This is a genomic window from Streptomyces lomondensis (genome assembly GCF_014651035.1).
Taxonomy (GTDB): domain Bacteria; phylum Actinomycetota; class Actinomycetes; order Streptomycetales; family Streptomycetaceae; genus Streptomyces; species Streptomyces lomondensis.
This window is the reverse complement of sequence record NZ_BMWC01000001.1, coordinates 1,221,211-1,248,004: the sequence shown is the minus strand read 5'-3', so window position 1 is coordinate 1,248,004 and position 26,794 is coordinate 1,221,211. Positions and strand designations below refer to the sequence as shown.

The window sequence follows — 26,794 nt, the reverse complement described above, 5'->3', positions numbered from 1 at the left end:
GCCGTACGGCATCGGGCTAGGGTGGGTGGCCAACGTAAGGCACTCGCGGGAGCCCGGACGCACCGGGCTGAGAGGGAGGCTGGCGGCCTCCGACCGTACGAACCTGATCCGGGTCATGCCGGCGAAGGGAGGGGCTGGACGCCCATGTCGCGTACGCGAACGTCAGACGTCCTCGTCATCGGGGGCGGGATCATCGGCCTGGTCACCGCGTGGCGGGCCGCGCAGCGCGGGTTCGCCACGGCCGTCGTGGACCCCGAGCCGGGCGGCGGAGCCGCGCAGGTGGCCGCCGGCATGCTGGCCGCCGTCACGGAGCTGCACTACGGCGAGCAGACCCTGCTCGGCCTGAACCTCGCCTCCGCACGGCGCTACCCGGACTTCGCGGCCGAGCTCACCGAGCTGACCGGCCACGACCTCGGCTACCGGCGGTGCGGCACGCTCGCCGTCGCGCTGGACGCCGACGACCGGGCCCATCTGCGCGAACTGCACGCACTTCAGCAGCAGTCGGGCCTGGAGTCGCAGTGGCTGTCGGGGCGGGAGTGCCGCCGCCTGGAGCCGATGCTCGCGCCGGGCGTGCGCGGCGGGCTGCGGGTCGACGGCGACCACCAGATCGACCCGCGGCGGCTGGCCGGGGCGCTGGTGGCCGCGTGCGAGCGGGAAGGCGTGGTCTTCCACCGCGCGTGGGCGGAGCGGCTGACCGTCGTGGCGGACCGGGCCGCCGGTGTCGTCACCGCCGACGGGACCGGGCTGGGCGCCGGGCAGGTCGTGCTGGCCGGGGGCAGCCTCAGCGGGCGGCTCGCCGGCGTCCCGGAGGACGTGCTGCCGCCCGTGCGGCCGGTGAAGGGGCAGGTCGTACGGCTGACCATGCCGCGGCGGCACGGGCCCTTCCTCAGCCGGACCGTGCGCGCGGTCGTGCGCGGCAGCCACGTCTATCTGGTGCCGCGCGAGAGCGGCGAGCTGGTCATCGGGGCGACCAGCGAGGAGCTGGGCTGGGACACCACCGTGACCGCGGGCGGCGTGTACGAGCTGCTGCGCGACGCCCACGAGCTGGTCCCGGGCATCACCGAGCTGCCCCTCACCGAGACCCGGGCCGGGCTGCGCCCCGGCTCCCCCGACAACGCGCCGCTGCTCGGCCCGACCGGGCTGGAGGGACTGCTGCTGGCCACCGGGCACTACCGCAACGGCGTCCTGCTCACGCCGGTCACCGGCGACTCCATGGCGCACGTGCTGGCGACGGGCGAACTCCCGGAGGAGGCCCGCCCCTTCACCCCGAAGCGCTTCAGCACCGCCACCGCACTCACGGAGCAGCCCGCATGATCATCTCCGTCAACGGGGAGCCCCGGGACGTCCGGCCCGGCACGGCTCTCGACGCCGTCGTGAACTCGCTGACCACCTCGCCCTCAGGAGTGGCCGCCGCCCTCAACGAAACCGTCGTCCCGCGCACGCAGTGGCCGTCCACGCCCCTCTCCGAGGGGGACCGCGTGGAGGTCCTCACCGCCGTCCAAGGAGGCTGACCATGGCCGACGATCCGTTCGTCCTCGGGGGTACGTCCTTCACGTCCCGCCTGATCATGGGCACGGGCGGGGCGCCCAGCCTCGACGTGCTGGAGCGGTCGCTGGTCGCCTCCGGGACGGAGCTGACGACCGTCGCGATGCGCCGCGTGAACCCCTCGGTGCACGGCTCGGTGCTGTCCGTCCTCGACAGGCTGGGCATTCGCGTCCTGCCCAACACGGCGGGCTGTTTCACCGCCGGCGAGGCCGTCCTCACGGCCCGCCTCGCGCGCGAGGCCCTCGGCACGGACCTGATCAAGCTGGAGGTCATCGCCGACGAGCGCACCCTGCTGCCGGACCCGATCGAGCTGCTGGAGGCGGCCGAGACGCTGGTCGACGACGGGTTCACGGTGCTGCCGTACACCAACGACGACCCGGTGCTGGCGCGCAGGCTGGAGGACGTGGGCTGCGCCGCGGTCATGCCGCTCGGCTCGCCCATCGGCTCCGGGCTCGGCATCCGCAACCCGCACAACTTCCAGCTGATCGTCGAGCACGCGCGCGTGCCGGTGATCCTGGACGCGGGCGCCGGCACGGCGTCCGACGCGGCGCTGGCGATGGAGCTGGGCTGCGCGGGTGTGATGCTCGCCTCAGCGGTGACGCGGGCGCAGGAGCCGGTGCTGATGGCCGACGCCATGCGGCATGCCGTGGAGGCGGGGCGGCTGGCGTACCGGGCGGGGCGGATTCCGCGGCGGCACTTCGCGGAGGCGTCGTCACCGGCCGAGGGCCTGGCCGTGCTGGATCCGGAGCGCCCCGCCTTCCGGTAGGGGACACGTCACAGGACGGCTGCAGTCCCACCCCGAATCCGCCGGGGGGACGGGGCTGTCGGTCACGACTCGTACACTCGCCTGCGTGGACACGACCCTTCAGGACCCCTTGGTCGGGCAGGTGCTCGACGGCCGGTACCGCATCGACGCGCGGATCGCGGTCGGCGGGATGGCCACGGTCTACCGGGCCGTGGACACCCGGCTCGACCGGGTCCTCGCGCTCAAGGTGATGCACCCCTCCCTCGCGGTCGACGCCTCGTTCGTCGAGCGGTTCATCCGCGAGGCGAAGTCGGTCGCCCGGCTGGCCCACCCGAACGTGGTGCAGGTCTTCGACCAGGGCACCGACGGCTCGTACGTGTACCTGGCCATGGAGTACGTCGCGGGCTGCACCCTCCGGGACGTGCTGCGCGAGCGCGGGGCGCTCCAGCCGCGCGCCGCCCTGGACATCCTGGAGCCGGTGCTGGCCGCCCTGGGCGCCGCCCACCGCGCCGGGTTCGTGCACCGGGACATGAAGCCCGAGAACGTCCTGATAGGGGACGACGGCCGGGTCAAGGTCGCCGACTTCGGCCTGGTCCGGGCCGTGGACACGGTGACGAACACCACGGGCACCGTGCTCGGCACGGTCTCGTACCTCGCCCCCGAGCAGATAGAGAACGGCACCGCCGACCCCCGCGTCGACGTGTACGCGTGCGGGGTGATGCTCTACGAGATGCTCACCGGCGACAAGCCGCACGACGGGGACTCCCCCGCCGTCATCCTCTACAAGCACCTGCACGAGGACGTCCCGCCGCCCTCGGCCGCCGTGCCCGGCCTGGCGTACGAGCTGGACGAGATGGTGGCCTCGGCGACGGCCCGCACCCCGGAGATCCGCCCGTACGACGCGGTCGCGCTGCTCGCGCAGGTCCGTGACGGGCGCAGCCGGCTGAGCGCGGACCAGCTGGACGTGGTGCCGCCGCAGGCGCTCACGGCGGAGCACGACAACGCCGACGACCGGACGAGCGTGATCCCGCGTGCACTGACGACACCGCGTCCGTTGCCCGTCAACGAGGACGACGAGGCGGTGCTCAACCGCACCAGCCGCTTCCGGTCGCCGCCGCCCCCGCCGTCCCGGCGCCGCCCTGGGTCCCGGCGCCGCCCGGTGGCGATCGTCGTCGCCGTCCTGCTCGTGCTCGGCCTGGGCACCGGCGTCTGGTACATCAACTCCGGCCAGTTCACCGAGGTCCCGCCGCTGCTGGCGAAGACCCAGGACCAGGCCGAGGACCGGCTGCGGGAGGCCGGTCTGGAGCTCGGCGAGGTCGAGCACGCCTACAGCGACACCGTGCGGCGCGGCCAGGTCATCAGCAGCGACCCGAAGGCCGGGACGCGCATCCGCGGCAACGACTCGGTGAGCATCACCGTCTCCGACGGCCCCGAGACGGTGCGCGTGCCCGCCCTGGAGGGCCAGCGGCTGGACCGGGCGCGGGCCCAGCTGAAGCAGGACGGGCTGGAGCCGGGCATGGTCACCCGGGAGTTCAGCGAGGACGTGCCGCGCGGCTCGGTGATCTCCGCGCAGCCGGCGGACGGCACGAAGGTGCGTGCGGGCACGGCAGTCGCGCTCGTCGTCAGCAAGGGCAGCCCCGTCGACATCCCGGACGTCACCGGCTCGGACCTGGCGGACGCGAGGTCCGAGCTCCAGGACGCCGGTCTCAAGGTGGAGATCGCCACCGAGCGGGTCACCTCCTCCGAGTTCGACAAGGGCCAGGTCGCCCGGCAGACCCCGAACGCGGGCGGTCAGGCGGCCGAAGGCGACACGGTCACGCTGACGCTGTCGAAGGGCCCGGAGATGGTCGAGGTGCCGGACGTGGTCGGCGACAGCGTCGACGACGCCAAGCGGAAGCTGGAAGGCGCCGGGTTCCAGGTCGACGAGGACCGCGGTCTGCTCGGCCTGTTCGGCGACACCGTCGAGAGCCAGTCCGTCGCCGGCGGGGAGCCGGCGCCCAAGGGCTCGACGATCACCATCAAGATCAGGTGACGGTCGCGGGCAGGGAGCCCGTGGACGGGGCAGGGCCGGACGCATGACACCCTGAACAGGTGAACCCTCAGCTGTCCGGCCCCTCCCGCAATCCCGTGGGCGGCCACGTCCCCGTGGCCGGCGGGCTCCACTCCGTCGGCCTGTCGTACGCCCGTGACCTCGAGGCGGAGACCGTCCAGGTCTTCGTCGCCAACCCGCGCGGCTGGGCCACTCCGCTCGGGAACCCGAAGCAGGACGAGGCGTTCCGCGCCGCGTGCGAGGCCGAGTCGATCCCGGCGTACGTGCACGCCCCCTACCTGATCAACTTCGGCTCGCACACCGAGGCGACCGTGGAGCGGTCGGTGGAGTCGCTGCGGCACTCGCTGCGGCGCGGGCGGGAGATCGGGGCGCTGGGCGTGGTGGTGCACACCGGCAGCGCGACCGGCGGCCGGGAGCGGTCCGTGGCGCTGAAGCAGGTCCGGGAGCACCTGCTGCCGCTGCTCGACGAGCTGACCCACGACGACGACCCGTACCTGCTGCTGGAGTCGACCGCCGGCCAGGGCGCCTCCCTGTGCTCGCGGACGTGGGACTTCGGCCCGTACTTCGAGGCGCTGGACGCCCACCCGATGCTCGGCGTCTGCCTGGACACCTGCCACATCTTCGCGGCCGGGCACGACCTGACCGGCCCCGGCGGCATGCACCGGACGCTGGACCTGCTGGTGGAAACGGTCGGCGAGGGCCGGCTGAAGCTGATCCACGCCAACGACTCCAAGGACGTGGTGGGCGCGCACAAGGACCGGCACGAGAACATCGGCGCCGGCCACATCGGCGAGGACCCGTTCCGGGCGCTGATGACGCACCCCGCCACCGAGGGCGTGCCGCTGATCATCGAGACGCCGGGCGGCAAGGAGGGGCACGCGGCGGACGTGGAGCGGCTGAAGAAGCTGCGCGACGGCTGACGCGCCGCCGGCGGGACCGGGAGACGGTCCCGCCGGTCAGCCCACGGCGACCCCGACGGCCGCCAGCAGCAGCCCCGCGCCGAGCAGGGCCATGGAGCAGCGCAGCCAGCGGTACTTCGCCGCCAGGATCGCGCTGACGTCCTGGAACTGGACCAGCAGCCAGGCCACCCGGTCCTGTCCGGCCCGGGTGACCGCGGCACGCAGCGCCTCCGCGTCCGGGGCGCCGAGCGCGTCGCCGTAGAACGTCGCACCGGGTGCCGTCCGGAGGGTGCCGGTGCGCGGGGCGATCACCGCGAGCAGCAGCAGCGTCCCGGCCGCCCACAGCGCTCCGCCGGCCACCAGGAATCCCAGAGCGGCCCCGGAGGCGGGGAGCGCCCCGCCCCGGCCGAGGACCAGCGCCGGTGCCGCCACGGCGCCCGAGAGCAGGATGGACGCCTTCACGTCCGCACGGCCCAGGTCCTCGCGTACGGTCACCAGCAGCCGTTCGGCGACGTAGTGGTCGGCCGTGTCCGACTGCGGCACGGGCTGGGCCGCCGTCACGCGCGCCCTCCGACACCGGTGTCGTCCTGAGGGGTGTCCGTCTCCTCGGCGGCGTCCGCCGGGGCGGCGGGCGGCGGGATCGGCGGGGCGTCGGACGGGGCCGCCGGGGGCAGCGGCGGATGCGGCGGCACGGGCGGGGCCGGCAGCGCGGTCGGCGCCGGCGGTACTCCGTTCTGGAACACGGTCGAGGAGGCCGTGCGGCTGAATTCGATGAGCGCCCGTACCTGGTCGTCGATCTGGTGGCGCTGGACCACGCCCTGGTTGATCAGGTTGGTCAGGTAGTCGAGCGCGCCCTGCCGCTGGGCGCGTGCCTGCCGCTGGAGCTCGGCCAGGATGTCTTGGGCGCGGCTGGGGTCCTGCGCGAGCAGATGCGCGTACTGGGTCGCCTCGCCCGCACTGATGAGTTTCTGCGCGTCCTCCATGTTCGCCATGACCCGCGCCTTCTGGGCGGTGTCCATGGCCTGCTGGACCTCGGTGCTCTTCTCCACCGCCACCATCTGGGCGTGGTGGTCGGCGGCGGCCTGGCCGAGGTCGATGCGGATGAACACCTGGGTGACCAGGCCGAGGTCGGCGCCGAAGTCGTTCCACCGGCCGCTGGCCAGCTCGTCCTGGATGGCCTCGTCCACCTGCTGCGCGGAGTCCAGGCCGTAGCGCCGGCTGACGCCGCGCAGCCGGCTCTCCAGCGGCGGGCGCAGCATGCGCTCCACGTCCACCACCCGCTTCTCGGCCGCCAGATGGAAGTCCCGCACCTCCCAGTTGACGTCCGCGCCGGCCTTGAACCGGGACCGGTCGCCGGAGGTGGGCAGTTCCAGCTGGAAGGAGACCTGGTGCTGGCCGCGGGCGATCCAGCACACGGAGGTGGGCTTGCCCATCAGCGGCTTGTTGTGGTGCTCGGCGCCGCGGACCGTGACCACGCTGTGCCCGCCGTTGCGGTAGTAGAGCACCGAGGCCACCTGGCTGTGCAGATGCCGGTAGCCGCCCTGCGGGGTGAACTCCCTGATGAAGGGCCCTCTCAGATCGTGCGGCAGGGCGAACTCCGCCTGCCAGTTCTGCGGTTGCTGGGGCCACTGCTGGCCCCATCCGTTCTGCGTCATCGTGTACCCGCTCCCTGGACCGCCGTGTGGAAGCGGCGGACCTGCTGGTCGTTCAGTGGTTGGTCGGGGTCTTCGGACAGTTCCTTGAGCAGGGCGAGCAGCCGGTCCCGGTCGTCCTGGCCGTGCACCAGCAGGGGCAGGAACGACTCCAGCCGCGACGCCCAGGGCTGGTCGGCGCTCCGGCGCAGCCAGTCCGACACCGTGTCCAGGGCCGCCTCGTAGGACCGGCCGGTCTGGAGGGCCGTCCACAGCAGCCCCGCGAGCTCCCTGGCGAGCTCGGGACGGGCCTCGGCGAGGGCCAGCATGAGGGGCCAGTCGCCGCGGTCGGCGAGGTCCGGGTGCTGGTTCCACAGGTCTGTCGCGGAGACGGAGGCGAGGAAGACGGTGCTCTGCAGGCCGAGGTCCTGCTGGGGCCGTCGCGCGTCGGACAGCCAGGCCCGGATGCGCCGGAGGACGAGCGGATCGCAGTGGGCTCCGGCGAGGTGGGCGACCTGGACCCCCGCGGCGGCCCGCAGCGTGCCGTCCTCCCAGACGCCGATGCGGCCCAGGAGGTCCAGGGTGTCGGCGACCGTGGCCGTGGCCCGTCCCCGGCCGAGCACGGCGCCCGCGGTCCAGCGCAGGTGCTCGTCGCCCTGGGTCGCCCAGTGCCGGACCAGGGCGCGGACGGCCGTACCGACCTCCGGGGTGGTGACGGCCACGTCGAGGACGGTCGCGGCGAACAGGCGGCGGCGGGCCTGCGGGGCCTGGGCCATGGGCTGCACGAGTTCCTGGACGGTGTGCGAGCAGTCGAGCCCGCACAGGAGACCGGCGGCCATGGCGGCGCGGACCCACACCTGCGGGCGGGAGTCCTCGCACAGTCCGGCCAGCCAGCGCAGGACGGGTCCGCGCACGTTGTGCCGGTGCTGCCACAGGTGGCCGAGGACGGCGGGGCCGAGCGCCTCGCCCCGGAAGCGCACGGTACGCACCGGCACGTCCTCGTCCCCGACCTGCTCCACGCCGGTGTCCGCCACCGCGCGGGCCGAGGCCAGCCGGGCGTCGACGCCGTCGCTGAAGAGCGGGCGGCCGGGGTTGGCCTCCGGGTCGGCCGTGACGGCGAGTTCCCAGGCGAGGATCTCCGCGGCCTCGGCGACGGCGCTGAGGGAGGCGCGGCCCAGCACGGCCACGGCGATGCGGTAGGCCGCGTCCCGCAAGCGCTGCGGACTCTCCGCGAGCGCACCGCCGGCGAACCAGTCGGCGGCCTGTTCCTCGGCGAACCGGCGGCAGCGGGCGAGGAGTTCGTCGTGGGTCAGGTCACCGCGCACCTGCCGGGCGAGGAGGGCGGCGAACCGCTTGGCCTCCGCGGGCAGCAACTCGTCGAGTCCGGTGGCTTCGAGCACCGCGGCGTCGGTCGCCAGTTCGCGGGCCCGCTCGTACAGGTCGCCGGGATCCTCCTCGAGTTCCGTGGCGAGGTGGCCGTCGACGACGTCGGCGGCGGACGCGGGGGTGTGCCGGCAGTAGTAGCGGCCGCGCCGGGAGAGGACGTCGCCCGGTTCGGGGGTGGCGAGCAGCACCGCGTACGACTCCTGCTTGCCGAGGAGTTCGCACAGCCGGTCGAGGCCGGTCTCGTCCGGCAGGCCCGAGTCCGCGGGCTCCAGGGCGTACCCGTGGCCCGGTTCGATCTGGCTCTCCTCCAGTTCGGCGAGGTCGGACCGGGGGTCGAGCCGGGAGACATGGCCCCGGGTCACGTCGTCCAGCAGGGACAGGGCGGTGTAGGCGCGGCCGGTGCCGGGCTGCCCGCACAGCACGATCAGCCGGTCGGACCGCAGCCGTGCCTTCCACGCGCCGTACTCCTCCGGTTCCTGGAACACCCGGCGCAGGGTGCGCAGTTCGTCGGCGGGGAGCGGGCCCGCGCGCAGCTGGCCGGCGGCCTCGGGCATGCCGAGCACGGTGATGGACTCGAAGGTGCCGCTGAAGAGGTTGCCGGATCCGTGGGAGGACGCCCGGTAGACGCGGGAGGCGGCGGCCGAGGTGCCCGGCAGCCCGTCCTCGGCGAGTGCGTCGGCGGCGGCGCCGATGACGTCGTTCTGGTCGGGGCCGGCCGCCGCCTGGTCGGGCTGGGGCGCCTGGTCGGCCCGCTGGGCGCCCGCCGCCGGCTTGACGTTGCCGGGCTGCCCGGGCTGCGCGCCGCCCGGCGCGGGACCGGCGGGTGCGGCGTTGTCCGCGCTCACCGGTCACTCCCGCCGGTCCCGGGGCGGCCGATGTTGATGTTCTCGAAGTTGCCGGACCACAACTGCCCGTTGCCGTGCTGGTGGACCTCCTGGACGACCTTCGCGTGCTGCGCCGCCGGCCCCTTGGGCGCCGCGGCGGGATCCCGGGGCGCGGGCGTGCCGCCCGGCCCGGACGGGGTGTCCTCACGACCACCCGGGCCGTCGGTCTCGTCGGCGGGCTCGGGTTCCGGCGGCTGGGGCAGCCCGGGCACGATGAACCAGGCCGAGCTGCCGCCCTCCTTCAGTTCCACGTCGTAGCGGCGGTAATGATCCGGTTCCACCCAGCGGCCGCCGGACAGCACGGCCTCCTCGTGGAGCCGGTCGGAGACCACCGCCACCAGCGGGGACTTCTGGGGAGCGGCCGCGAGGACCGCCTTCGCCGTGGCGCAGTCGCACAGCCGGCAGGCCAGGTCGACGGCGCGGCCGGAGCGGCCGTGGGCGTCGGCCCTGACCGGACCGATGTGCATGCCCACCCTCAGGCGCAGCGGGGTGCGCAGGTCGCGGTTGACCTCCCGCAGGTTCTGGTGGAGGTACTCCAGCCACTCCCCCACCACCCTGCGGCGCACACAGGTCGGCACGAAGCTGAGGACGCCGTCCCCGCGGTCCTCCTGGTACAGGCGTGGCGGGCGGAGGCCGGCCTTCTCGAAGGCCTGCCCCGTGACCTCGTAGAGTCTGGCGCGCATCCGGTCCTTCTCGGGATCGGTCAGTCTGCCCGACCCCTCGGCGTCCACGCTGATGATGACGTTGTACTCGTCTTCCGCTTCCATCGGCCTCTCCTCGTGCTCCCCGACATCCCGACGGCCGTACCCCCGATGCTGGCGGTGCCGGCGGGGCCGCGCTGTAGCCGTTTACACAGCGGGGGCAAGTCGGTGTGATCAGGTGTCTCTGCCGTGCTGCGCCCCGCCCGCGAGCAGGCGCAGGGGTTCGAGGTCGGCGACGGCGAGCGTGCCCGGGCCGGTCCGCACCAGGCCCTGCTCACGCAGCAGGCGCAGCGCCTTCGCCACGGCCTCGCGGGTGGATCCGACCGACGCGGCCAGCTCGTGCTGGGCGAGGGGCAGCCGGATGGTGACGCCCTCGCGCTCCACCCGCCCGGTGCGGTCGGCGAGTTCGACGAGCCGCTCGGACAGCCGCTGGAGGACGGTCATGGAGGCCAGGGCACGGCGCTCGTGGTCGGCGCTGCGCAGCCGCTCGGTGAGCTGGCTCATGATCAGCGCGTTGGCGCGGGGGCGGGCGGCCAGGAAGCGACGGAACCGCTCCCCCGGGACGACCAGCCCCGTCAAGGGCCCGAGGGCGCTCACCGAGGCGCTGCGCGGACGTCCGTCGAGGGCCGCCATGTCGCCCACGACCTCCCCGGCCTGGCGCAGGCCCAGCATGAGCCGTCCGCCGCGTTCGGTCGCCGTCCACACGGCGGACCAGCCCTCCAGGATCACCACGGCGAACGTCGTGCGCTCGCCCTCCGACAGGAGGGTCTCGTGAGCCGGGTAGTCGTGCCGGGTGCCTAAGCCGGCCAAGGCGTCACGATCCGCCGGCCCCAGTCCTTCCAGGAAGGTACGGCGCTCTCCGAACAGCCCCACATCGTCCCCCGACAGCGTTGGCCCGACCGACCTCAAGCGGAACACCGCGAGCCCGGCGGTACGGTCCGCACGGGACGGCGCCCACCAGGCAAGACTGAAAGGGTAGCGCCCCATGCACGGAACGTGCGCCCCCCGGGGGCCGCCCAGCGCCCCCACCGGCCGGTGACCGCCCTCGGCGTGCGCGCCGCCGGGGTCAGAGCTCGGGGCCGTCCCCGGGCCCCTCCTGGTACGAGTAGCGCTGTTCCCGCCAGGGGTCCCCGATGTTGTGGTAGCCGCGCTCCTCCCAGAAGCCGCGCCGGTCGGCGGTCATGTACTCCACGCCGCGCACCCACTTGGGGCCCTTCCAGGCGTACAGGTGGGGCACGATCAGCCGCAGCGGGAAGCCGTGCTCGGCGGTGAGCAGCTCGCCGTCCTTGTGGGTGGCGAAGAGGGTGTGGTCGGCCGTGAAATCGGTCAGGCGGAGGTTGGAGCTGAAGCCGTACTCCGCCCACACCATCACATGGGTGACGTCGTCCGCGGGCGGGGCGATGTCGAGGATCGTGCGGGCGGGGATGCCACCCCACTCGGCGCCCAGCATGCTGAACTTCGTGACGCAGTGCAGATCGGCCACGACGGTGGTGTGCGGCAGGGCCGTGAACTCCTCGTGGGACCAGCAGTGCTTGCCGCCGTCGGCGGTGGCGCCGAAGACCCGGAACTCCCACCGCTCGGGCCGGAACTTGGGGACGGGCCCGTAGTGCGTGACCGGCCAGCCGCGCTGCACCCGCTGCCCCGGCGGCAGGCCGGGCTGCGTCGCTCCTGCTGAATCGTGCCCTTCTCCCGATTCGCGTCCCACCGGCTGACCCATGACTCCATCCTGACAGACCTCGGGTGATGCCCCTGACGGGGGTCACCTCAAACGGGGCAAATAGAACTAAGCATGCCCTTACTTACTAAGTGAAGACTTACTGGACGATCTTCGCCGCCGGTGGAATCATGCGGCGCAACCTGCCAGTTCCCCCCGTGGAAGGAGCCTCTGCGATGCAGGGCGACCCCGAGGTCCTCGAATTCCTGAACGAGCAGCTGACCGGCGAGCTGACGGCGATCAACCAGTACTGGCTGCACTACCGGATCCAGGACAACAAAGGCTGGACCAAGCTCGCCAAGTACACGCGTGAAGAGTCCATCGACGAGATGAAGCACGCGGACAAGATCACCGAGCGCATTCTCATGCTGGACGGTCTGCCCAACTATCAGCGCCTGTTCCACGTCCGGGTGGGCCAGACGGTCACCGAGATGTTCCAGGCCGACCGGCAGGTCGAGGTCGAGGCGATCGACCGCCTCAGGCGCGGCATCGAGGTGATGCGCAGCAAGGGCGACATCACGTCGGCAAACCTCTTCGAGTCGATCCTCGAGGACGAGGAGCACCACATCGACTACCTGGACACACAGCTGGAGCTCATCGACAAGCTCGGCGAGGCGCTGTACCTCGCGCAGCAGATCGAGCAGCCGAGCTAGCGAGGCTAGGCGGCGTCTTCCAGTTCCGCGAGTACGGGCTGACCGCGGTCGGCCAGTTCACGGCGAGGGCAGGCACCCCTGCCCAGGATCGCCTGGATTCGGCGCACACAGGACCCGCAGTCCGTACCCGCCTTGCAGGCGGAGGCTATCTGGCGGGGGGTGCAGGCGCCACTGTCCGCATGCTGCTTGACCTGCTGCTCGGTGATCCCGAAGCAACTGCATACGTACACGCGGTCCACCTCCCGACGGGTTCGCTCTATGGTGCCGTCCCCGTTGATCGGTGAGGCTAACCTAACCTTACCCGCCGGGTGGGAGCCGCAAAAGTCGAGAGGGGCGCGGATCGTATGTGATCCGCGCCCCAGTCGATGCCCGGTAACAGGCGTACCTGTTACTGGTCCCTGTACATCTCGGCCACGAGGAACGCCAGGTCGAGCGACTGGCTGCGGTTGAGCCGCGGGTCGCAGGCCGTCTCGTAGCGCTGGTGCAGGTCGTCGACGAAGATCTCGTCGCCGCCGCCCACGCACTCGGTGACGTCGTCGCCGGTCAGCTCCACGTGGATGCCGCCCGGGTGGGTGCCGAGCTCCTTGTGGACCTCGAAGAAGCCCTTGACCTCGTCGAGCACGTCGTCGAAGCGGCGGGTCTTGTGCCCGGAGGCAGCCTCGAAGGTGTTGCCGTGCATCGGGTCGGTCACCCAGGCCACGGTGGCGCCCGAGGCGGTGACCTTCTCGACCAGCTCGGGGAGCTTGTCGCGGACCTTGTCGGCGCCCATGCGGACGATGAAGGTCAGCCGGCCCGGCTCCCGCTCCGGGTCGAGGCGCTCGATGTACTGCAGCGCGTCCTCGGCCGTGGTCGTCGGGCCCAGCTTGATGCCGATCGGGTTGCGGATCTTCGAGGCGAACTCGATGTGCGCGTGGTCCAGCTGCCGGGTGCGCTCGCCGATCCACACCATGTGCGCGGAGACGTCGTACAGCTGTCCGGTGCGCGAGTCGACGCGGGTCAGGGCCGACTCGTAGTCGAGCAGCAGCGCCTCGTGCGAGGAGTAGAACTCGACGGTCTTGAACTCCTCCGGGTCGGCCCCGCAGGCGTGCATGAAGTTGAGCGCGTTGTCGATCTCGCGAGCGAGCTGCTCGTAGCGCTGCCCCGACGGGGACGACTTCACGAAGTCCTGGTTCCAGGCGTGCACCTGGCGCAGGTCGGCGTAGCCGCCGGTGGTGAAGGCACGCACCAGGTTCAGCGTGGAGGCCGAGGCGTGGTACATCCGCTTCAGGCGCTCGGGGTCCGGGATCCGGGCCTCTTCGGTGAAGTCGAAGCCGTTGACCGAGTCGCCCCGGTACGTCGGCAGCGTCACGCCGTCGCGGGTCTCGGTCGGCTTGGAGCGCGGCTTGGAGTACTGGCCGGCGATCCGGCCGACCTTCACGACCGGCACGGACGCGGCGTACGTGAGCACGGCGCCCATCTGGAGCAGCGTCTTGAGCTTGTTGCGGATCTGGTCGGCGGACACCGCGTCGAAAGCCTCGGCGCAGTCGCCGCCCTGGAGGAGGAACGCCTCTCCCTTGGCGACGGCCGCCATCCGGGCGCGCAGCTGGTCGCACTCGCCCGCGAAGACGAGCGGCGGATACGACTCGAGGTCCGCAACGACTGCGCGCAGAGCCTCGGGGTCGGGGTACTCGGGCTGCTGCGCCGCGGGCAGGTCTCGCCAGGTGTTGCCAGCGCTCGCGCTGGTCTTAGCGTTCACGGTCACGACCTCAACATTACGGGGTCGTGTCGGGCGCCCTGACCGATGCCCAGTAATTGAGACACCGGGTACGCCCCTCGGACTTGGGGTAGGGTGCCTCGCATGTTCGCGCACTCGACCCAGACCTGGTGGTGGACCGCTCATCCGGCGGCCCGCTGACTGCGCGTACACACGACTTCGCGAAGGCCGCCCGAGGGGCGGCCTTCGGTGTTTCCCGGGTCGTTCCTCACCGACATCGACGTGATTCGACGGAAGAGGAACCATGGACCTGGCACAGCTGCTGGACGATCCCCGTCCCTTCGCCCTGCTCCGCCGCCGCACCCCCGGTCACGACCACGAGCTGGTGGAGGTCCTGATCGGCCCGGTCGCCCCGTACGACCGGCTGCGCGACCTCCCCGGCGACAGCCTCGCGCTCGTCCCCTTCCGGCAGATCCGCGAGCGCGGCTTCGACGTCCGCGACGACGGCACGCCCCTGCTGGCGCTGACGCCCGAGGAGACGTACGGCATCCCGCTGGCCGACGCGCTGGAACAGCTCCCGGCGCGGGACGTGCGCGTCGAGCGCGGCGGCTTCGACGTCGGCGACGAGGAGTACGCGGAGATCGTCGGGCGGGTGCTGCGGGAGGAGATCGGGCGGGGCGAGGGCGCGAACTTCGTGATCCGGCGGACGTACCAGGGCGAGATCCCCGGGTTCGGCCGGGCCGAGGCGCTGGCGCTGTTCCGGAGGCTGCTGGAGGGCGAGCGCGGGGCGTACTGGACGTTCGTCGTGCACACCGGGGAGCGGACCCTGGTCGGGGCGAGCCCGGAGGTGCACGTCCGGATGTCCGGCGGCACGGTCGTCATGAACCCGATCAGCGGCACCTACCGCTACCCCGCCGAGGGGCCGACGCCCGAGCACCTGCTGGACTTCCTCGCCGACGGCAAGGAGATCGAGGAGCTGTCGATGGTCGTCGACGAGGAGCTCAAGATGATGTGCACCGTCGGCGACATGGGCGGTGTGGTGATCGGACCCCGGCTGAAGGAGATGGCGCACCTCGCGCACACCGAGTACGAGCTGCGCGGCAGGTCCTCGCTGGATGTGCGGGAGGTCCTGAAGGAGACCATGTTCGCGGCGACCGTCACCGGGTCGCCGGTGCAGAACGCCTGCCGGGTCATCGAGCGGCACGAGGCCGGCGGGCGGGGCTACTACGCCGGGGCGCTGGCGCTGCTCGGCCGGAACTCGGGCGGGGCACAGACCCTCGACTCCCCCATCCTGATCCGCACCGCCGACATCGACGCGGGCGGACGGCTGCGGGTGCCGGTCGGCGCGACCCTCGTGCGCGGCTCGGACCCGGCGAGCGAGGTGGCCGAGACCCATGCGAAGGCGGCCGGTGTGCTGGCGGCCCTGGGGGTAGGGCCGTCCCGGCCGCGCCAGGAGCGGAGCCGCGCCCGCCTCGCCGACGATCCACGCGTGCGTGCCGCGCTCGACGGGCGCCGGGCCTCGCTCGCCCCGTTCTGGCTGCGGATGCAGGAGCGGTCCGCGGAACTGGCCGGGCACGCCCTGGTCGTCGACGGTGAGGACACCTTCACGGCGATGCTCGCGCACGTGCTGCGCGCCGGCGGCCTGGAGGTGACCGTGCGGCGGTACGACGAGCCGGGGCTGCGGGAGGCCGTGCTCGGGCACGAGGGGCCGGTGGTGCTGGGGCCCGGGCCGGGGGACCCGTCCGACCTGGCGGACCCGAAGATGCGGACGCTGCGCGCCCTGACCTCCGAGGTGATCCGGGGCGAACGGCAGGGGGTGCTGGGCGTCTGCCTCGGGCACGAGCTGATCGCGGCCGAGCTGGGGCTGGACATCGTACGGAAGGAAGTGCCGTACCAGGGGGCGCAGACGGAGATCGAGCTGTTCGGGCGGCGGGAGACCGTCGGGTTCTACAACAGCTTCGTGGCGCGCTGCGACGACGAGGCGGCGGCCGAGCTGGCGGCCCACGGGGTCGAGGTCTCCCACGCCGCGAACGGGGAGGTGCACGCGCTGCGCGGGCCCGGGTTCGCCGGTGTGCAGTTCCACCCCGAGTCGGTGCTCACGCTGAACGGGGCGCGGGTCGTGCGGGAACTGATCGGGCAGCTGCGGGGCACGAGCACGCCCTCGGTGTAGTCCCGTGCCGGCCGGGGCCGCGCGGCCCCGGCCGGCACCGGAAGCGGGGCGGTCAGCCGAAGAACACCCCGACCTCCTCGTACAGCTTCGGATCCACCGTCTTCAGGCGGGCCGTCGCCTCGGCGATGGGGACGCGGACGATGTCGGTGCCGCGCAGGGCGACCATCGTGCCGAAGGCGCCGTCGCGGACGCAGTCGATGGCGTGCAGGCCGAAACGGGTGGCGAGCCAGCGGTCGAAGGCGCTGGGGGTGCCGCCGCGCTGGACATGGCCCAGGACCGTCGTGCGGGCCTCCTTGCCCGTGCGCTTCTCGATCTCCTTGGCGAGCCACTCGCCGACACCGGACAGCCGGACGTGCCCGAAGGAGTCCAGCGTCTGGTCCTTGAGGACCATGTCGCCGTCCTTGGGCATGGCTCCCTCGGCGACGACCACGATCGGCGCGTACGACGCCCGGAAGCGGGAGGTCACCCAGGCGCACACCTGCTCCACGTCGAAGCGCTGCTCGGGGATGAGGATGACGTTGGCACCGCCGGCCAGGCCCGAGTGCAGGGCGATCCAGCCGGCGTGCCGGCCCATCACCTCGACGACCAGGACGCGCATATGGGACTCGGCGGTGGTGTGCAGCCGGTCGATGGCCTCGGTGGCGATGCCGACGGCGGTGTCGAAGCCGAAGGTGTAGTCGGTGGCGGACAGGTCGTTGTCTATGGTCTTCGGGACGCCCACGCAGGGCACGCCGTGCTCGTCGGAGAGCCGGGCGGCCACGCCCAGGGTGTCCTCGCCGCCGATGGCGATGAGCGCCTCGACCTCCAGCCCGGCGAGGTTCTCCTTGATCCGCCGGATGCCGTCCCGCTCCTTCAGCGGGTTGGTGCGCGAGGAGCCGAGGATGGTGCCGCCGCGGGGCAGGATGCCGCGCACGGCGGGGATGTCGAGCCGGACGGTGTCGTTCTCCAGGGGTCCTCGCCAGCCGTCCCGGAAGCCGGTGAAGTCGTAGCCGTACTCCTGTACGCCCTTGCGGACGATGGCCCGGATGACGGCGTTGAGGCCGGGGCAGTCGCCGCCTCCGGTCAGTACTCCGACGCGCATGGAACAGTCCCTTCGCCGCAGGTGCCTGACGAAGGGTCAGTGTGACGTGCGCCTCACTCGTCGTCGAGGCCGCGCTCTATCGCATACCTGACCAGCTCCACGCGGTTGTGCAACTGGAGCTTGCCGAGGGTGTTCTGCACGTGGTTCTGCACCGTGCGATGGGAGATGACCAGGCGTTCGGCGATCTGCTTGTAGCTCAGGCCCTTGGCGACCAGGCGCAGCACCTCGGTCTCGCGGTCGGTGAGCCGGGGCGCCTTCGGTTCGTCGGTGTCCTGTGCAGGGGCGGGTTCGGAGGCCAGGCGGCGGTACTCGCCGAGGACCAGCCCGGCGAGGCCGGGGGTGAAGACCGGGTCGCCGACGGCCGTACGGCGGACCGCGTCCTGGAGTTCCTCGGTGGAGGCCGACTTCAGCAGGTAGCCGGTCGCGCCGGACTTCACGGCCTCCAGGACGTCGGCGTGCTCGCCGCTCGCGGACAGCACGAGCACGCGCAGCGCGGGGTTCGCGGCGACGACCTCCTTGCACACCTGGACGCCGGGCTTGCCGGGCAGGTTCAGGTCGAGCACGAGCACCTCGGGTGCGGCGGCCTTGGCGCGGCGCACGGCCTGGTCGCCGTCGCCCGCGGTGGCGACCACCTCGAAGCCCGACTCGGCCAGGTCACGGGCGACGGCGTCGCGCCACATGGGGTGGTCGTCGACCACCATGACCTTGATCGGGTCCCGCCTGTCCTCCGTGCTCTCCATCATCGCCGCTCCGCCTTCCCCCGTACGTCCGTCAGGTCCTTCGGTACCTTCAACTCGACCTCCGTGCCCTGCCCCGGCACCGAGATCAGCTCCGCGCTGCCGCCGAGGTCGCGCAGCCGGCCGCGGATCGACAGGGCGACGCCGAGCCGCCCCTCGCCCTCGGCCTGGTCGAGCCGCCCCTCCGGGATGCCGGGCCCGTCGTCCCGGACGGTGACGATCACCTCGTCCGGCTCGTCCTCGACCAGGATCCACGCGCGCGCCTGCTCCCCGGCGTGCTTGCGGACGTTGTCCAGGGCCGCCCCGACCGCGGCGGCCACCTCCCGGGCGGCGACCGGCGCCAGCGGCACGGGCGCGCCGGGCTCGGCGAGGCTGACCCTGGCCCCGGCGTACGGCGCGAGCAGGGCGCGCAGGTCGACGGGGCCGCTCTCCTCGGGCTCCTCCTCGACGGCCCGGACGACCGCGCCCTGGGCGGCGTCCTCCGAGACCCGGGAGACCGGTACCAGCCCGCCGGAGACCAGGGTGCGCAGCGCGACCTCCTGCTCGCCGGCCATCCGGCCCAGCTCGGCCGCCTCGCCGCCGATCACCGCCCCGCGCCGCTGCACCATCGCCAGCACCTGGAGCACGCTGTCGTGGATGTCCCGGGCGAGCCGCTCCCGCTCCCGGGTCGCGGCCTCGATCTCCAGGGCGCGGGCGAGGGTGCGCTCGGAGGCGCGGGCGACCTCGACGACGTAGCCGATGGCGATGGAGGCGATGCAGACCAGGATGACGTTGTGGACGGTGTCGCGGGCCGGGCTGCCGCGCTCGACCAGGTTGGCGACGGCCACCAGGCTGGAGGCCAGGGCCGCCCAGCGCCAGCCGCCCTTGATGGCGAAGGCCAGGACGGCACCGGCGGTCCATATCGACGGCAGGGTCGGGCCGCCCGCCTGCACCCGCTCGTGCGCGTCGGCGACGGGCGTGAGCAGGATGCCGGCGATGGCGACGGTGAGGTCGGCGGCGAGGAACCGCTTGGTGCAGCGGGCGGCGCTCGCGACCCTGGGCAGGGTGGCCAGGGTCCACGCGCACAGCACGGCGAAGTAGGCGACGGCCACCCAGGGGCGGGCGAACTCGTCGTGGGCGGTGGCGAACAGGCCGACCGCGTACAGCATCGTGAGCACCCGGTAGGCGGTCAGCGCACGCCACAGCGGCTGCTCGACCGACATCCTCATCACACGCTCGCGCCTGGCCATGTCCCCCGCCCCTGGCCCGGGCCCCGACTAGGGCTCGGTCCGCCGCTGCTCCGTCTGCTTTTCCTTCTCGGCCTGTTCCTTCTCCGCCTTCGCGAGCGCGGCCCTGGCCGCCTTCTCCGCCTTCGCCGCATCCGCGAGCTGCCGCTTCATGGCCGTCGCGTAGATGTCGACGTACTCCTGGCCGGAGAGCTTCATGATCTCGTACATGACCTCGTCGGTCACCGCGCGCAGCACGAACCGGTCGTGCTCCATGCCCTGGTAGCGGCTGAAGTCCAGTGGCTTGCCGATCCGGATGCCGGGCCGCATCAGCTTCGGCATGACCTTGCCGGGCGGCTGGATCTTCTCCGTGTCGATCATGGCGACCGGGAGGACGGGCGCGCCGGTGGCGAGCGCCACGCGCGCGAGGCCGCCCGGCTTGCCGCGGTAGAGCCGGCCGTCCGGCGAGCGCGTGCCCTCCGGGTAGATGCCGAACAGCTCGCCGCGCTCCAGCACCTCGATGCCGCTCTTGATGGCGGCCTCACCCGCGCCGCGCGCACCGGAGCGGTCCACGGGGAGCTGGCCGACGCCCTTGAAGAAGGCGGCCGTCAGCCGGCCCTTCACCCCGGGCGTGGTGAAGTACTCCGCCTTCGCGATGAAGGTGACCTTGCGGTCCAGGACCGCGGGCAGGAAGAACGAGTCCGAGAAGGACAGGTGGTTGCTCGCCAGGATCGCGGGGCCCTCGGAGGGTACGTTCTCCAGGCCTTCCACCCAGGGCCTGAAGGCGACCTTCAGCGGTCCCCCAACAGCGACCTTCATCGCGCCGTACAACAACCGAGTGCCTCCTGTATGTGTCGTTCAGACCTTAACCCGGCGCGCCGTCAAAGGCGCCGACGGCCCTGGTCGGTGTCAGTGCGGTCGCGTACGGTGAAGGTCCCGCGAACGACGTGCGACCCCTTCCATGACGTTCCGTGACCATCCGTGATCGTGTCCGTCCCTTCTCACGACCAGGAGGCCGAAGGTGCCGGTCCTTGCCGGAGCCGAGCCGTTCCGCCACGAGGGCGGGGAGGTCGCCGTCCTCCTCTGCCACGGCTTCACCGGATCACCGCAGTCGCTGCGCCCCTGGGCGGAGCACCTCGCCGAGCACGGCCTGACCGTCTCCCTGCCGCTGCTGCCCGGGCACGGCACGCGCTGGGAGGACCTGCGGATCACCGGCTGGCAGGACTGGTACGCGGAGGTGGACCGCGAGCTGCGCCTCCTGTGCGAGCGCCGCGAGAAGGTCTTCGTGGCCGGTCTGTCCATGGGCGGCGCCCTGGCCCTGCGGCTGGCCGCGAAGCACGGCGACGCCGTCAGCGGCGTGGTGGTCGTCAACCCGGCGAACAAGGTGCACGGCCTGGCCGCGCACGCCCTGCCCGTGATCCGCCACCTCGTCCCGGCGACGAAGGGCATCGCCAGCGACATCGCCAAACCGGACAGCAGGGAGCTGGGCTACGACCGGGTGCCGCTGCACGCGGCGCACTCCCTGCGGCAGTTCTTCCAGGTCGTCGACGGCGAGCTGCCGCAGGTCACGCAGCCGGTGCTGCTGCTGCGCAGCCCGCAGGACCATGTGGTGCCGCCCGCCGACTCGGCCCGTATCCTCAGCCGCATCTCGTCGACCGACGTGAAAGAGGTCATCCTGGAACAGAGCTACCACGTCGCCACGTTGGACCATGACGCGGACCGGATCCACGAGGAGAGCCTCGCGTTCATCGACCGGCTCGCACCCGGCCTCGTCAAGGAGCCCGGTCTCGGCAAGGAAGGGACGACCGCAGGTGGCTGAGCACGACTCCGACCGCGAGGGCCGCGAGCCGGACGAGCAGGGCGTCCCGTTCGACGAGGAGGCCGCCTGGGCGGCGATCGTCGCCGGGTACGGCGAGGAGCCGCCGGACCCGCCGGGCGCCAAGCCGTTCAAGTCGGTCGAGGACCTGGCGCTGCTGGAGCCCGTGACCAACGACGACCGGGCGGACACGGCCGGGTCGGCCGGGGAGGCCGCGAAGCCCGCCGACCCGGAGGGGCCGGAGGCCGAGGAGTCCGGGGACGAGCCGGCCAAGCCGCTGGGCGGCTCCGTCTCCTTCGCGCCCGGCGTCGGCCCGCGTGACTACTCCGCGCCCGAGCCCACCGAGGACGACTTCGACGAGGACGACGAGGGCCATTTCGTGCCGCCGGAGCCGCCCCCGCTGCCGTCCGCCGACGTCACCGCGAAGTTCGCCTGGCTCGGGGTGCTCGGCGGGCCGGTGCTGCTCCTGCTGGCCGTGCTGCTCGGCTGGGAGATGACGTGGTGGCTGGCCACGCTGGGCATCGGAGGCTTCCTCGGCGGATTCGCGACGCTGGTGATGCGGATGCGCACGGATGACGAGGACGACGACCCGGGGCGCGGGGCGGTCGTCTAGCCGGCGGGATTCGTCTAGCCGGCGGGGATTCTGAGGGCGGCCAGGACCGGGAGGTGGTCCGTGGCCGCCCTCAGGTCTGCCTCGGTCACCCCGGGCTGTTCGAGCGGTACGCCGCAGCCCAGCACCTCGATGCCCCTGGTCGCGAAGATCGCGTCGATGCGCTGGTAGGGGTCGGCGGGGGTCCAGGTGTGCTCGCCGCCCCAGGGTGCGGCGGCCCGGCAGTCGGTCAGACCGGCGGCCAGCCGTCGGAAGGCGGGTCCGTCGGGGCGTTCGTTCAGGTCGCCGCCGGCGATCGCGTGCTCCACGCCCAGCCCGGCGAGCCGGTCCAGGAGCAGGCCGGCCTGGTCGTAGCGCTCGTCCTTCTGCAGCGACAGGTGACAGCTCAGGACGCCGAGACGGGTGCCGGCGAAGCGGACGACCGCTGTGGCGAAGCCGCGGCGGTGCAGGCCGGGGGTGAGGGGCAGGAGGACGTCCTCCGTGCGTTCGATGCCCGCCCGGAGCGAGCTGAGGATCGCCGGGCCTGTGGTGGTGGCGCCGCCGGTGACGACGACCAGGTCGGAGGCGCGGGCCAGGCGGGCGAGTTTCTTGCGCCAGCGGAAGAAGCGGGGGGCTTCTTGGATCAGGACCAGGTCGGGGGCGCAGGCGCGGATGACACGGGCCAGGGCGTCGGTGTCGTCGCGCATGGAGCGGATGTTGTAGCTGAGGACCCTGATGACCGCGGAACCGTCGGGTTCGGTACGGGAGTTGGGGAGCAGGGGCATGTGATCAATTTACGCCCACTGGCTCGGAGCGCGGGGTGTGTGCGCGAGTGCCGGTTGTCTGTGGCTTGTCGCGCAGTTCCCCGCGCCCCTGGGGCGAACCCCTCAAGTCGTTTACATGATCGGGTCGGGTTCCCTGGCCAGGTCCGCTGCTCCTACCAGGCCCGCCTTGTTGCCCAGTTCCGCTGCGCGGACCTCGGCGACCGGGCGCCAGTTGCCGCCGACCAGCCAGCGCTTGTAGGACTTGCGGATGGGGCCCAGGACCAGTTCGCCCTCGTCGGAGAGGCCGCCGCCGACGATGAAGGCGGAGGGGTCGAAGAGGGAGGCGAGGTCGGCGAGGCCCGCGCCGACCCAGCGGGCCAGTTCGCGGTAGGAGTCGACGGCCACGCGGTCGCCCTGGCGGGCGGCCATGGAGATGTGCTTGCCCTCGATGCCGTCGGGGGTGCCGTTGCCGAGACCCAGGAGGATCTCGGCGTTCTCGGGGGTGGCGTTGGCGCGCTGCTTGGCGTACCTCACCAGCGCACGACCCGACGCGTACTGCTCCCAGCAGCCCTGGGAACCGCAGCCGCACAGCAGGCCGTCCGGCACCATGCGGATGTGGCCGAACTCGGCGGCCACGCCGAAGTGCCCGCGGCGCAGCTTGTTGCCGATGATGATGCCGCCGCCGAGGCCCGTGCCGAGCGTGATGCAGATGACGTTGCGGTGGCCCTTGCCGGCGCCGAACTTGTACTCGCCCCACGCCGCGGCGTTCGCGTCGTTCTCGACGACCACCGGGAGGCCCACGCGGGCCTCGACCTTCTCCTTGAGCGGCTCGTTGCGCCAGTGGATGTTGGGTGCGAAGTAGACCTCGGAGCGCTGCCGGTTCACATAGCCGGCGGCGCCGATGCCCACGCCGACGATGTCGTGCCCGGCGCGTGCGCCTTCCACCGCCGAGGCGATGGCGTCCACGATGCCCTCGGGCGTGCCCGGGGTCGGCACCTTGTGGGTCGAGAGGATGTTGCCTTCCTCATCGACCACGCCGGCCGCGATCTTCGTGCCGCCGATGTCGACGCCGATGGTGAGTCCCATGAATCCCTCAGTTTCGGTCGAGCCCCGCTACGGCCAACGGTACCCGAGGCCCTGCCGTCGGGTTTCCCGTCGTCCGCACGCTGGGCACGCCGGGCGGCGGCGCGCCGTCCGCCGCTTCGCCGGGGCCCGGGACTCAGTCCAGGTCGATGCGCTCCCCGGGGCCGTCCTCGTCGCCCCGGTCATGGCGTTCGCCCAGGTCACGGGGGTCGTCTTGGTCGTCGCGGCCGGTCCAGCGCCGCTCCTGGGCCTGGACGGCGGAGCGGTAGGCGGCGAGCAGTTCGTTCCCGGCGGCGGCCAGGTGGTCGAAGACGTCCGGGTTGCGTTCGATGACGGGTTCCACGGCGTCCTTGGCCTGCTGGACGACCTGGCGTACGACCTGCTGGGCGGCGGGACCCGCGACCGCGCCGAACAGGGGGGACTGGATGCCGGACAGCTTGTCCGCGACGGCGTCGACGAGCTTCTTCAGTTCCTCGGCCGCCGAGCCCGGGGGCGGGCCGTACTGGGTGCGGCGGCGGGCCTTCTCCGCCTCGAGGTCCTCGGCGCACGCGGTCGCCCAGGCGTCGGCGTCGGTCGCCCGCATCTCGTCCACGGCGTCTTCGCGGGCCTCGCCGGGCGGGGGGACCTCTTCGCTCATGACGGACTCCTGACTACGGTTCGTCCCTACGACGTTACCCCCTCTCACCGCGTCTGCGGCCAGAGCTTCGGGTCGGGTGCGAAGCGGATGCGCAGCTCGTCCTCGCGCAGGGCGGCTCCGTCGACGGTGCAGCGGCGCAGCGCCGAGGGCAGCGGAACGATACGGCGGAACCGGCCCGCCGTGACGGCGAGTTCGTCGCCGCGCCGGACGAGGTCCAGCTCGTCGCGTATGGCACCGGGCAGCGGGATGTGCCAGACGAGCACGCCGTCGGCGCCGAGCCGGTCGGTCACGGGCCACTCGACGACCGGGGCGTCCCGGCCGGCGCCGGGCACGGCGAGGGCGGTGAGGTCGTCGCCGCCGCGCGGGTCGCGGCCGAGGTGGGCGACGGTGCGGACCTCGTACGACTCCCGCCACTCCTCCAGCGTCTTGCGCTGCTGGGCGACCGGGCCGGCCAGCCAGGTGTCCGGGGACGCCTCGGGCAGGACGCGGTTGGCGACCACGAGGTCGGTGCGCAGGCCGCGCAGGGCGAGGCCGAGTCCGGCGGTGCGGACGGCGTCGGCACCGGCCGGGCCGGGCTCGGCGACGAGGCGTACGACGGTGTCGCGGTCGGCGACGACCGCCTCTACGGCGGCCAGTTCCAGGTCCCAGCGGGCCGCTGTCTCGTACAGCCACTCGGCGGGCATGGGGACGCCGGCGAGCCGGCCGAGGACGGGGCGCAGGGCGCGGGCCGCCTGCCGTTCGGGCGGGAGCAGCCGGCGCAGGTAGCGGCGGAGTTCCTCGGGCAGCGCGAGCAGGGCGAGAGCCTGCGGCACCGGGGGCAGGTCGACGACGAGCAGGTCATGCCGCTCCGCCAGGGCTGCGTCGCGCAGGGCGCGCAGCAGGGCGAGTTCCTCCGCGCCGGGCAGGGGGGTGAGTTCCTCGGGGTCGAGGCGGGAGGCGCCGAGGAGGTCGAGCGCGGAGGAGGCGCGGTCCTGGAGGGCGGTGAGGTCCTTGCGGAAGTCCTCGGCCGGGTCCGGGCGCCAGGCGGTGAGGCGGGGGGCGGCCTGGACCGGGGCGGGGCCGGTCGGGACGCCGAGGGCGGCACCGAGGGTGTCCGTGGGGTCGGCGGACAGGACCAGGGTGTCCGTACCGTCGGCCGCCGCGGCCAGGGCAGTGGCGGCGGCGAGGGTGGTACGCCCGCTGCCGCCGGGGCCGGTGATCAGGAGGGTGCGCATGGGGTTGAACGGTACCCCGGGGTGGCCGACCCAGGGGCGCGGGGAACTGCGCGACCAGCCACGACGCACCCGCACCCGGCCCAGCACCGGCACCCCTACGGCGCGATCCCTACGTGCCCGACTCCACGCGCTTCTTCAGCCCCGCCAGCGCCCGGTCGATGATGACCTTCTCCGCCTTGCGCTTGATCATCCCGAGCATGGGAATCTTGACGTCGACGGTGAGCGCGTACGTGACCTCCGTACCCCCCGCCCCCGCCGACTTCAGAATGTACGTGCCGTCGAGGGACCGCAGCATCTGGGACTTCACCAGCGTCCAGGAGACCTCGTGTTCCCCGGTCCAGGTGTACGCGAGCACCTGGTCGTCCTTGATCGCACCGGCGTCCATGACGAGCCGGACCTGCTCCGCGCGGCCCTGCTCGTCGGTCTTCAGGACCTCCGCCTCCTTCACCTCGCCGGTCCAGTCCGGGTAGCGGGCGAAATCGGCGATGACCGTCATGACATCGGCCGGGGCCGCCTCGATGGTGATGCTCGAGCTGGTGTGTTCCGCCATCGCCGTGGCTCCTCCAGATGCGGGCCGGTTAAGAGATCGTGCGCACGAGTGCGCAGCGTGAAGGCTACCGCGCACAGGACCCGCCGATCTCACCCGACCTGGGACGTCCTCACCATTCCAGCGCCCACGGCGTCCCGGTCCCCGCGAAGTGCCCCACGTTCACACACTCGGTTGCCCCGATCCGCATCCGCCGCACCAGCGGCTGGTGCACGTGTCCGAAGAGGGAGTACCGGGGCCGGGTGCGGCGGATGGCGTCCAGCAGGGCCCGGCTGCCGCGCTCGAAACGGCGCGCGACGGTGTCGTAGACCAGCTCGGGGACCTCGGGCGGGATGTGCGTGCACAGCACGTCGACCTCGCCGACGGCCTCTATCTTGGCCGCGTACTCCTCGTCGCTGATCTCGTACGGCGTCCGCATCGGCGTGCGCAGGCCGCCGCCCACGAAGCCGAAGACCCGGCCGCCTATCTCGACGCGCTCGCCGTCGAGCACGGTCGTGCCGGGGCCGGCGTACTCCCGCCACAGGGGCGGCATGTCGACGTTGCCGTAGGTGGCGTACGTCGGAGTGGGGAACGCGGCGAACAGCTCGGCGTACTGCTTGCGCACCGCCTTCTCGATCACCGAGGCGCGGTCCTCGCCGACGCCGGCCCACAGCCGGGCCCCGAACTCCCGGGCCTCCTGGAAGCGGCGGGCGGTGCGCAGCGCGACGATGCGGTCGGCGTTCTCGACGCCGAACAGGTCGGGGAAGATGCCGCGCGAGTGGTCGGCGTAGTCGAGGAAGAGGACGAGGTCGCCCAGGCAGATCAGAGCGTCGGCGCCCTCGCCGGCTCTGGCCAGGTCACGGGCGTTGCCGTGCACGTCACTGACCACGTGCACGCGCGTCCGGTGATTTCCGGCTGGTGTGGGTGCCATGACGATCAAGCGTAAGCCTGTGCGGCAAACGTGAACAGTGGCGGCCGGACCTGCGGTTACTGGCCAGTCAGTTAGTGCGTGGACTACTGTGCGCGAAGGAATACCCAACTGTGTGACGCAGCGAACATCTCGACGGGACC

Annotated in this window: 28 protein-coding genes and 1 riboswitch; of the genes, 10 read left to right on the top strand and 18 right to left on the bottom strand. The window is 72.6% G+C overall.

The genetic code is table 11. The features are described 5' to 3' along the window. Positions 1 to 35 precede the first annotated feature (35 nt). Positions 36 to 147, top strand: a riboswitch (TPP riboswitch). The 5 genes from thiO to IE255_RS05370 all read left to right on the top strand — a co-directional run bounded on the left by thiO (position 145) and on the right by IE255_RS05370 (position 5,260). Next, positions 145 to 1,314, top strand: coding sequence for a glycine oxidase ThiO (thiO, locus tag IE255_RS05390; RefSeq protein ID WP_190048933.1), 1,170 nt, complete (start codon positions 145 to 147; stop codon positions 1,312 to 1,314). Its footprint overlaps the riboswitch before it by 3 nt. Then, the gene (thiS, locus tag IE255_RS05385) at positions 1,311 to 1,511 is read left to right on the top strand and encodes a sulfur carrier protein ThiS (protein ID WP_190048932.1); all 201 of its coding nucleotides are present in this window, start codon (positions 1,311 to 1,313) and stop codon (positions 1,509 to 1,511) included. The genes thiO and thiS overlap by 4 nt, the downstream gene beginning before the upstream one ends. Before the next feature lie 2 nt (positions 1,512 to 1,513). Beyond that, on the top strand, positions 1,514 to 2,311 hold the full coding sequence (locus IE255_RS05380; RefSeq protein ID WP_190048931.1) for a thiazole synthase: 798 nt from the start codon (positions 1,514 to 1,516) through the stop codon (positions 2,309 to 2,311). Positions 2,312 to 2,396: 85 nt separating this feature from the next. Further along, positions 2,397 to 4,322, top strand: a complete 1,926-nt coding sequence (gene pknB / locus IE255_RS05375; RefSeq protein WP_190048930.1) for a Stk1 family PASTA domain-containing Ser/Thr kinase — start codon at positions 2,397 to 2,399, stop codon at positions 4,320 to 4,322. A gap of 59 nt (positions 4,323 to 4,381) precedes the next feature. After that, positions 4,382 to 5,260 (top strand): deoxyribonuclease IV, encoded by an 879-nt coding sequence (locus tag IE255_RS05370; RefSeq protein ID WP_190048929.1) that lies wholly within the window; start codon positions 4,382 to 4,384, stop codon positions 5,258 to 5,260. Positions 5,261 to 5,296: 36 nt separating this feature from the next. Here IE255_RS05370 and IE255_RS05365 read toward each other — a convergent pair whose 3' ends face one another. The 6 genes from IE255_RS05365 to IE255_RS05340 form a co-directional block, all read right to left on the bottom strand. Then, on the bottom strand, positions 5,297 to 5,800 hold the full coding sequence (locus IE255_RS05365) for a Pycsar system effector family protein (protein ID WP_229906283.1): 504 nt from the start codon (positions 5,798 to 5,800) through the stop codon (positions 5,297 to 5,299). Beyond that, positions 5,797 to 6,894, bottom strand: a complete 1,098-nt coding sequence (locus tag IE255_RS05360; RefSeq protein WP_190048928.1) for an SPFH domain-containing protein — start codon at positions 6,892 to 6,894, stop codon at positions 5,797 to 5,799. The genes IE255_RS05365 and IE255_RS05360 overlap by 4 nt, the downstream gene beginning before the upstream one ends. Continuing rightward, a complete protein-coding gene (locus IE255_RS05355; protein WP_190048927.1) occupies positions 6,891 to 9,101 on the bottom strand; it encodes a hypothetical protein in 2,211 nt (736 codons plus the stop codon). Before IE255_RS05355 ends, IE255_RS05360 begins: the two co-directional genes overlap by 4 nt. Next, on the bottom strand, positions 9,098 to 9,907 hold the full coding sequence (locus IE255_RS05350; protein WP_190048926.1) for a nucleotidyl cyclase domain-containing protein: 810 nt from the start codon (positions 9,905 to 9,907) through the stop codon (positions 9,098 to 9,100). The genes IE255_RS05355 and IE255_RS05350 overlap by 4 nt, the downstream gene beginning before the upstream one ends. Positions 9,908 to 10,015: 108 nt before the next feature. Next, on the bottom strand, positions 10,016 to 10,714 hold the full coding sequence (locus tag IE255_RS05345) for a Crp/Fnr family transcriptional regulator (RefSeq protein ID WP_190048925.1): 699 nt from the start codon (positions 10,712 to 10,714) through the stop codon (positions 10,016 to 10,018). 193 nt (positions 10,715 to 10,907) lie between these two features. Further along, entirely contained in the window at positions 10,908 to 11,558 is a 651-nt protein-coding gene (locus IE255_RS05340) for a sulfite oxidase-like oxidoreductase (RefSeq protein WP_190048924.1), read from the bottom strand. Positions 11,559 to 11,731: 173 nt separating this feature from the next. Here IE255_RS05340 and bfr point away from each other — a divergent pair, with 173 nt between their 5' ends. Continuing rightward, complete coding sequence (bfr, locus tag IE255_RS05335; protein ID WP_190048923.1) at positions 11,732 to 12,208, top strand: bacterioferritin; 477 nt, start codon at positions 11,732 to 11,734, stop codon at positions 12,206 to 12,208. Between the two features lie 5 nt (positions 12,209 to 12,213). Here the strand turns inward: bfr and IE255_RS05330 are convergent, their stop codons facing one another. Both IE255_RS05330 and IE255_RS05325 read right to left on the bottom strand, forming a co-directional pair. Next, positions 12,214 to 12,447 (bottom strand): (2Fe-2S)-binding protein, encoded by a 234-nt coding sequence (locus IE255_RS05330; RefSeq protein WP_190048922.1) that lies wholly within the window; start codon positions 12,445 to 12,447, stop codon positions 12,214 to 12,216. Between the two features lie 149 nt (positions 12,448 to 12,596). Further along, the gene (locus tag IE255_RS05325; protein ID WP_190048921.1) at positions 12,597 to 13,949 is read right to left on the bottom strand and encodes a class II 3-deoxy-7-phosphoheptulonate synthase; all 1,353 of its coding nucleotides are present in this window, start codon (positions 13,947 to 13,949) and stop codon (positions 12,597 to 12,599) included. Positions 13,950 to 14,045: 96 nt separating this feature from the next. Here IE255_RS05325 and IE255_RS40310 point away from each other — a divergent pair, with 96 nt between their 5' ends. Together IE255_RS40310 and IE255_RS05315 are read left to right on the top strand one after the other, a co-directional pair. After that, entirely contained in the window at positions 14,046 to 14,102 is a 57-nt protein-coding gene (locus tag IE255_RS40310; protein ID WP_078625594.1) for a trp operon leader peptide, read from the top strand. Between the two features lie 103 nt (positions 14,103 to 14,205). Further along, positions 14,206 to 16,071 (top strand): anthranilate synthase family protein, encoded by a 1,866-nt coding sequence (locus IE255_RS05315; RefSeq protein WP_190048920.1) that lies wholly within the window; start codon positions 14,206 to 14,208, stop codon positions 16,069 to 16,071. A 52-nt stretch (positions 16,072 to 16,123) separates the two neighbouring features. Here IE255_RS05315 and IE255_RS05310 read toward each other — a convergent pair whose 3' ends face one another. The 4 genes from IE255_RS05310 to IE255_RS05295 are packed head-to-tail and all read right to left on the bottom strand — an operon-like array spanning position 16,124 to position 19,913. Continuing rightward, positions 16,124 to 17,152, bottom strand: coding sequence for a 6-phosphofructokinase (locus IE255_RS05310; protein WP_190048919.1), 1,029 nt, complete (start codon positions 17,150 to 17,152; stop codon positions 16,124 to 16,126). Positions 17,153 to 17,205: 53 nt separating this feature from the next. Continuing rightward, entirely contained in the window at positions 17,206 to 17,895 is a 690-nt protein-coding gene (locus IE255_RS05305; RefSeq protein WP_190048918.1) for a response regulator, read from the bottom strand. Then, a complete protein-coding gene (gene macS, locus IE255_RS05300; RefSeq protein ID WP_190048917.1) occupies positions 17,892 to 19,118 on the bottom strand; it encodes a MacS family sensor histidine kinase in 1,227 nt (408 codons plus the stop codon). The genes IE255_RS05305 and macS overlap by 4 nt, the downstream gene beginning before the upstream one ends. 27 nt (positions 19,119 to 19,145) lie before the next feature. Continuing rightward, on the bottom strand, positions 19,146 to 19,913 hold the full coding sequence (locus IE255_RS05295) for a lysophospholipid acyltransferase family protein (RefSeq protein ID WP_190048916.1): 768 nt from the start codon (positions 19,911 to 19,913) through the stop codon (positions 19,146 to 19,148). Positions 19,914 to 20,115: 202 nt separating this feature from the next. Between IE255_RS05295 and IE255_RS05290 the strand changes: the two genes are divergently transcribed. Both IE255_RS05290 and IE255_RS05285 read left to right on the top strand, forming a co-directional pair. Next, a complete protein-coding gene (locus IE255_RS05290) occupies positions 20,116 to 20,913 on the top strand; it encodes an alpha/beta hydrolase (protein ID WP_190048915.1) in 798 nt (265 codons plus the stop codon). Further along, positions 20,906 to 21,523 carry a hypothetical protein gene (locus IE255_RS05285; protein WP_190048914.1) on the top strand — a complete coding sequence of 206 codons (618 nt, stop codon included), beginning with the start codon at positions 20,906 to 20,908 and terminating at the stop codon, positions 21,521 to 21,523. Before IE255_RS05290 ends, IE255_RS05285 begins: the two co-directional genes overlap by 8 nt. 14 nt (positions 21,524 to 21,537) lie before the next feature. On the opposite strand, the gene IE255_RS05280 is transcribed toward IE255_RS05285, so the two are convergent. The 6 genes from IE255_RS05280 to IE255_RS05255 form a co-directional block, all read right to left on the bottom strand. After that, the gene (locus tag IE255_RS05280; protein ID WP_190048913.1) at positions 21,538 to 22,284 is read right to left on the bottom strand and encodes an endonuclease/exonuclease/phosphatase family protein; all 747 of its coding nucleotides are present in this window, start codon (positions 22,282 to 22,284) and stop codon (positions 21,538 to 21,540) included. A gap of 111 nt (positions 22,285 to 22,395) precedes the next feature. Further along, positions 22,396 to 23,349: an ROK family glucokinase gene (locus tag IE255_RS05275; protein WP_190048912.1), complete on the bottom strand. Its 954-nt coding sequence runs from the start codon at positions 23,347 to 23,349 to the stop codon at positions 22,396 to 22,398. Positions 23,350 to 23,482: 133 nt separating this feature from the next. After that, positions 23,483 to 23,983 (bottom strand): DUF5304 domain-containing protein, encoded by a 501-nt coding sequence (locus IE255_RS05270; RefSeq protein WP_190048911.1) that lies wholly within the window; start codon positions 23,981 to 23,983, stop codon positions 23,483 to 23,485. Positions 23,984 to 24,027: 44 nt separating this feature from the next. Next, positions 24,028 to 25,197: an ArsA family ATPase gene (locus IE255_RS05265; RefSeq protein WP_190048910.1), complete on the bottom strand. Its 1,170-nt coding sequence runs from the start codon at positions 25,195 to 25,197 to the stop codon at positions 24,028 to 24,030. Between the two features lie 109 nt (positions 25,198 to 25,306). Beyond that, a complete protein-coding gene (locus tag IE255_RS05260) occupies positions 25,307 to 25,747 on the bottom strand; it encodes an SRPBCC family protein (RefSeq protein ID WP_190048909.1) in 441 nt (146 codons plus the stop codon). 109 nt (positions 25,748 to 25,856) lie between these two features. Next, positions 25,857 to 26,654 carry a metallophosphoesterase family protein gene (locus tag IE255_RS05255; protein WP_190048908.1) on the bottom strand — a complete coding sequence of 266 codons (798 nt, stop codon included), beginning with the start codon at positions 26,652 to 26,654 and terminating at the stop codon, positions 25,857 to 25,859. Positions 26,655 to 26,794 lie beyond the last annotated feature (140 nt).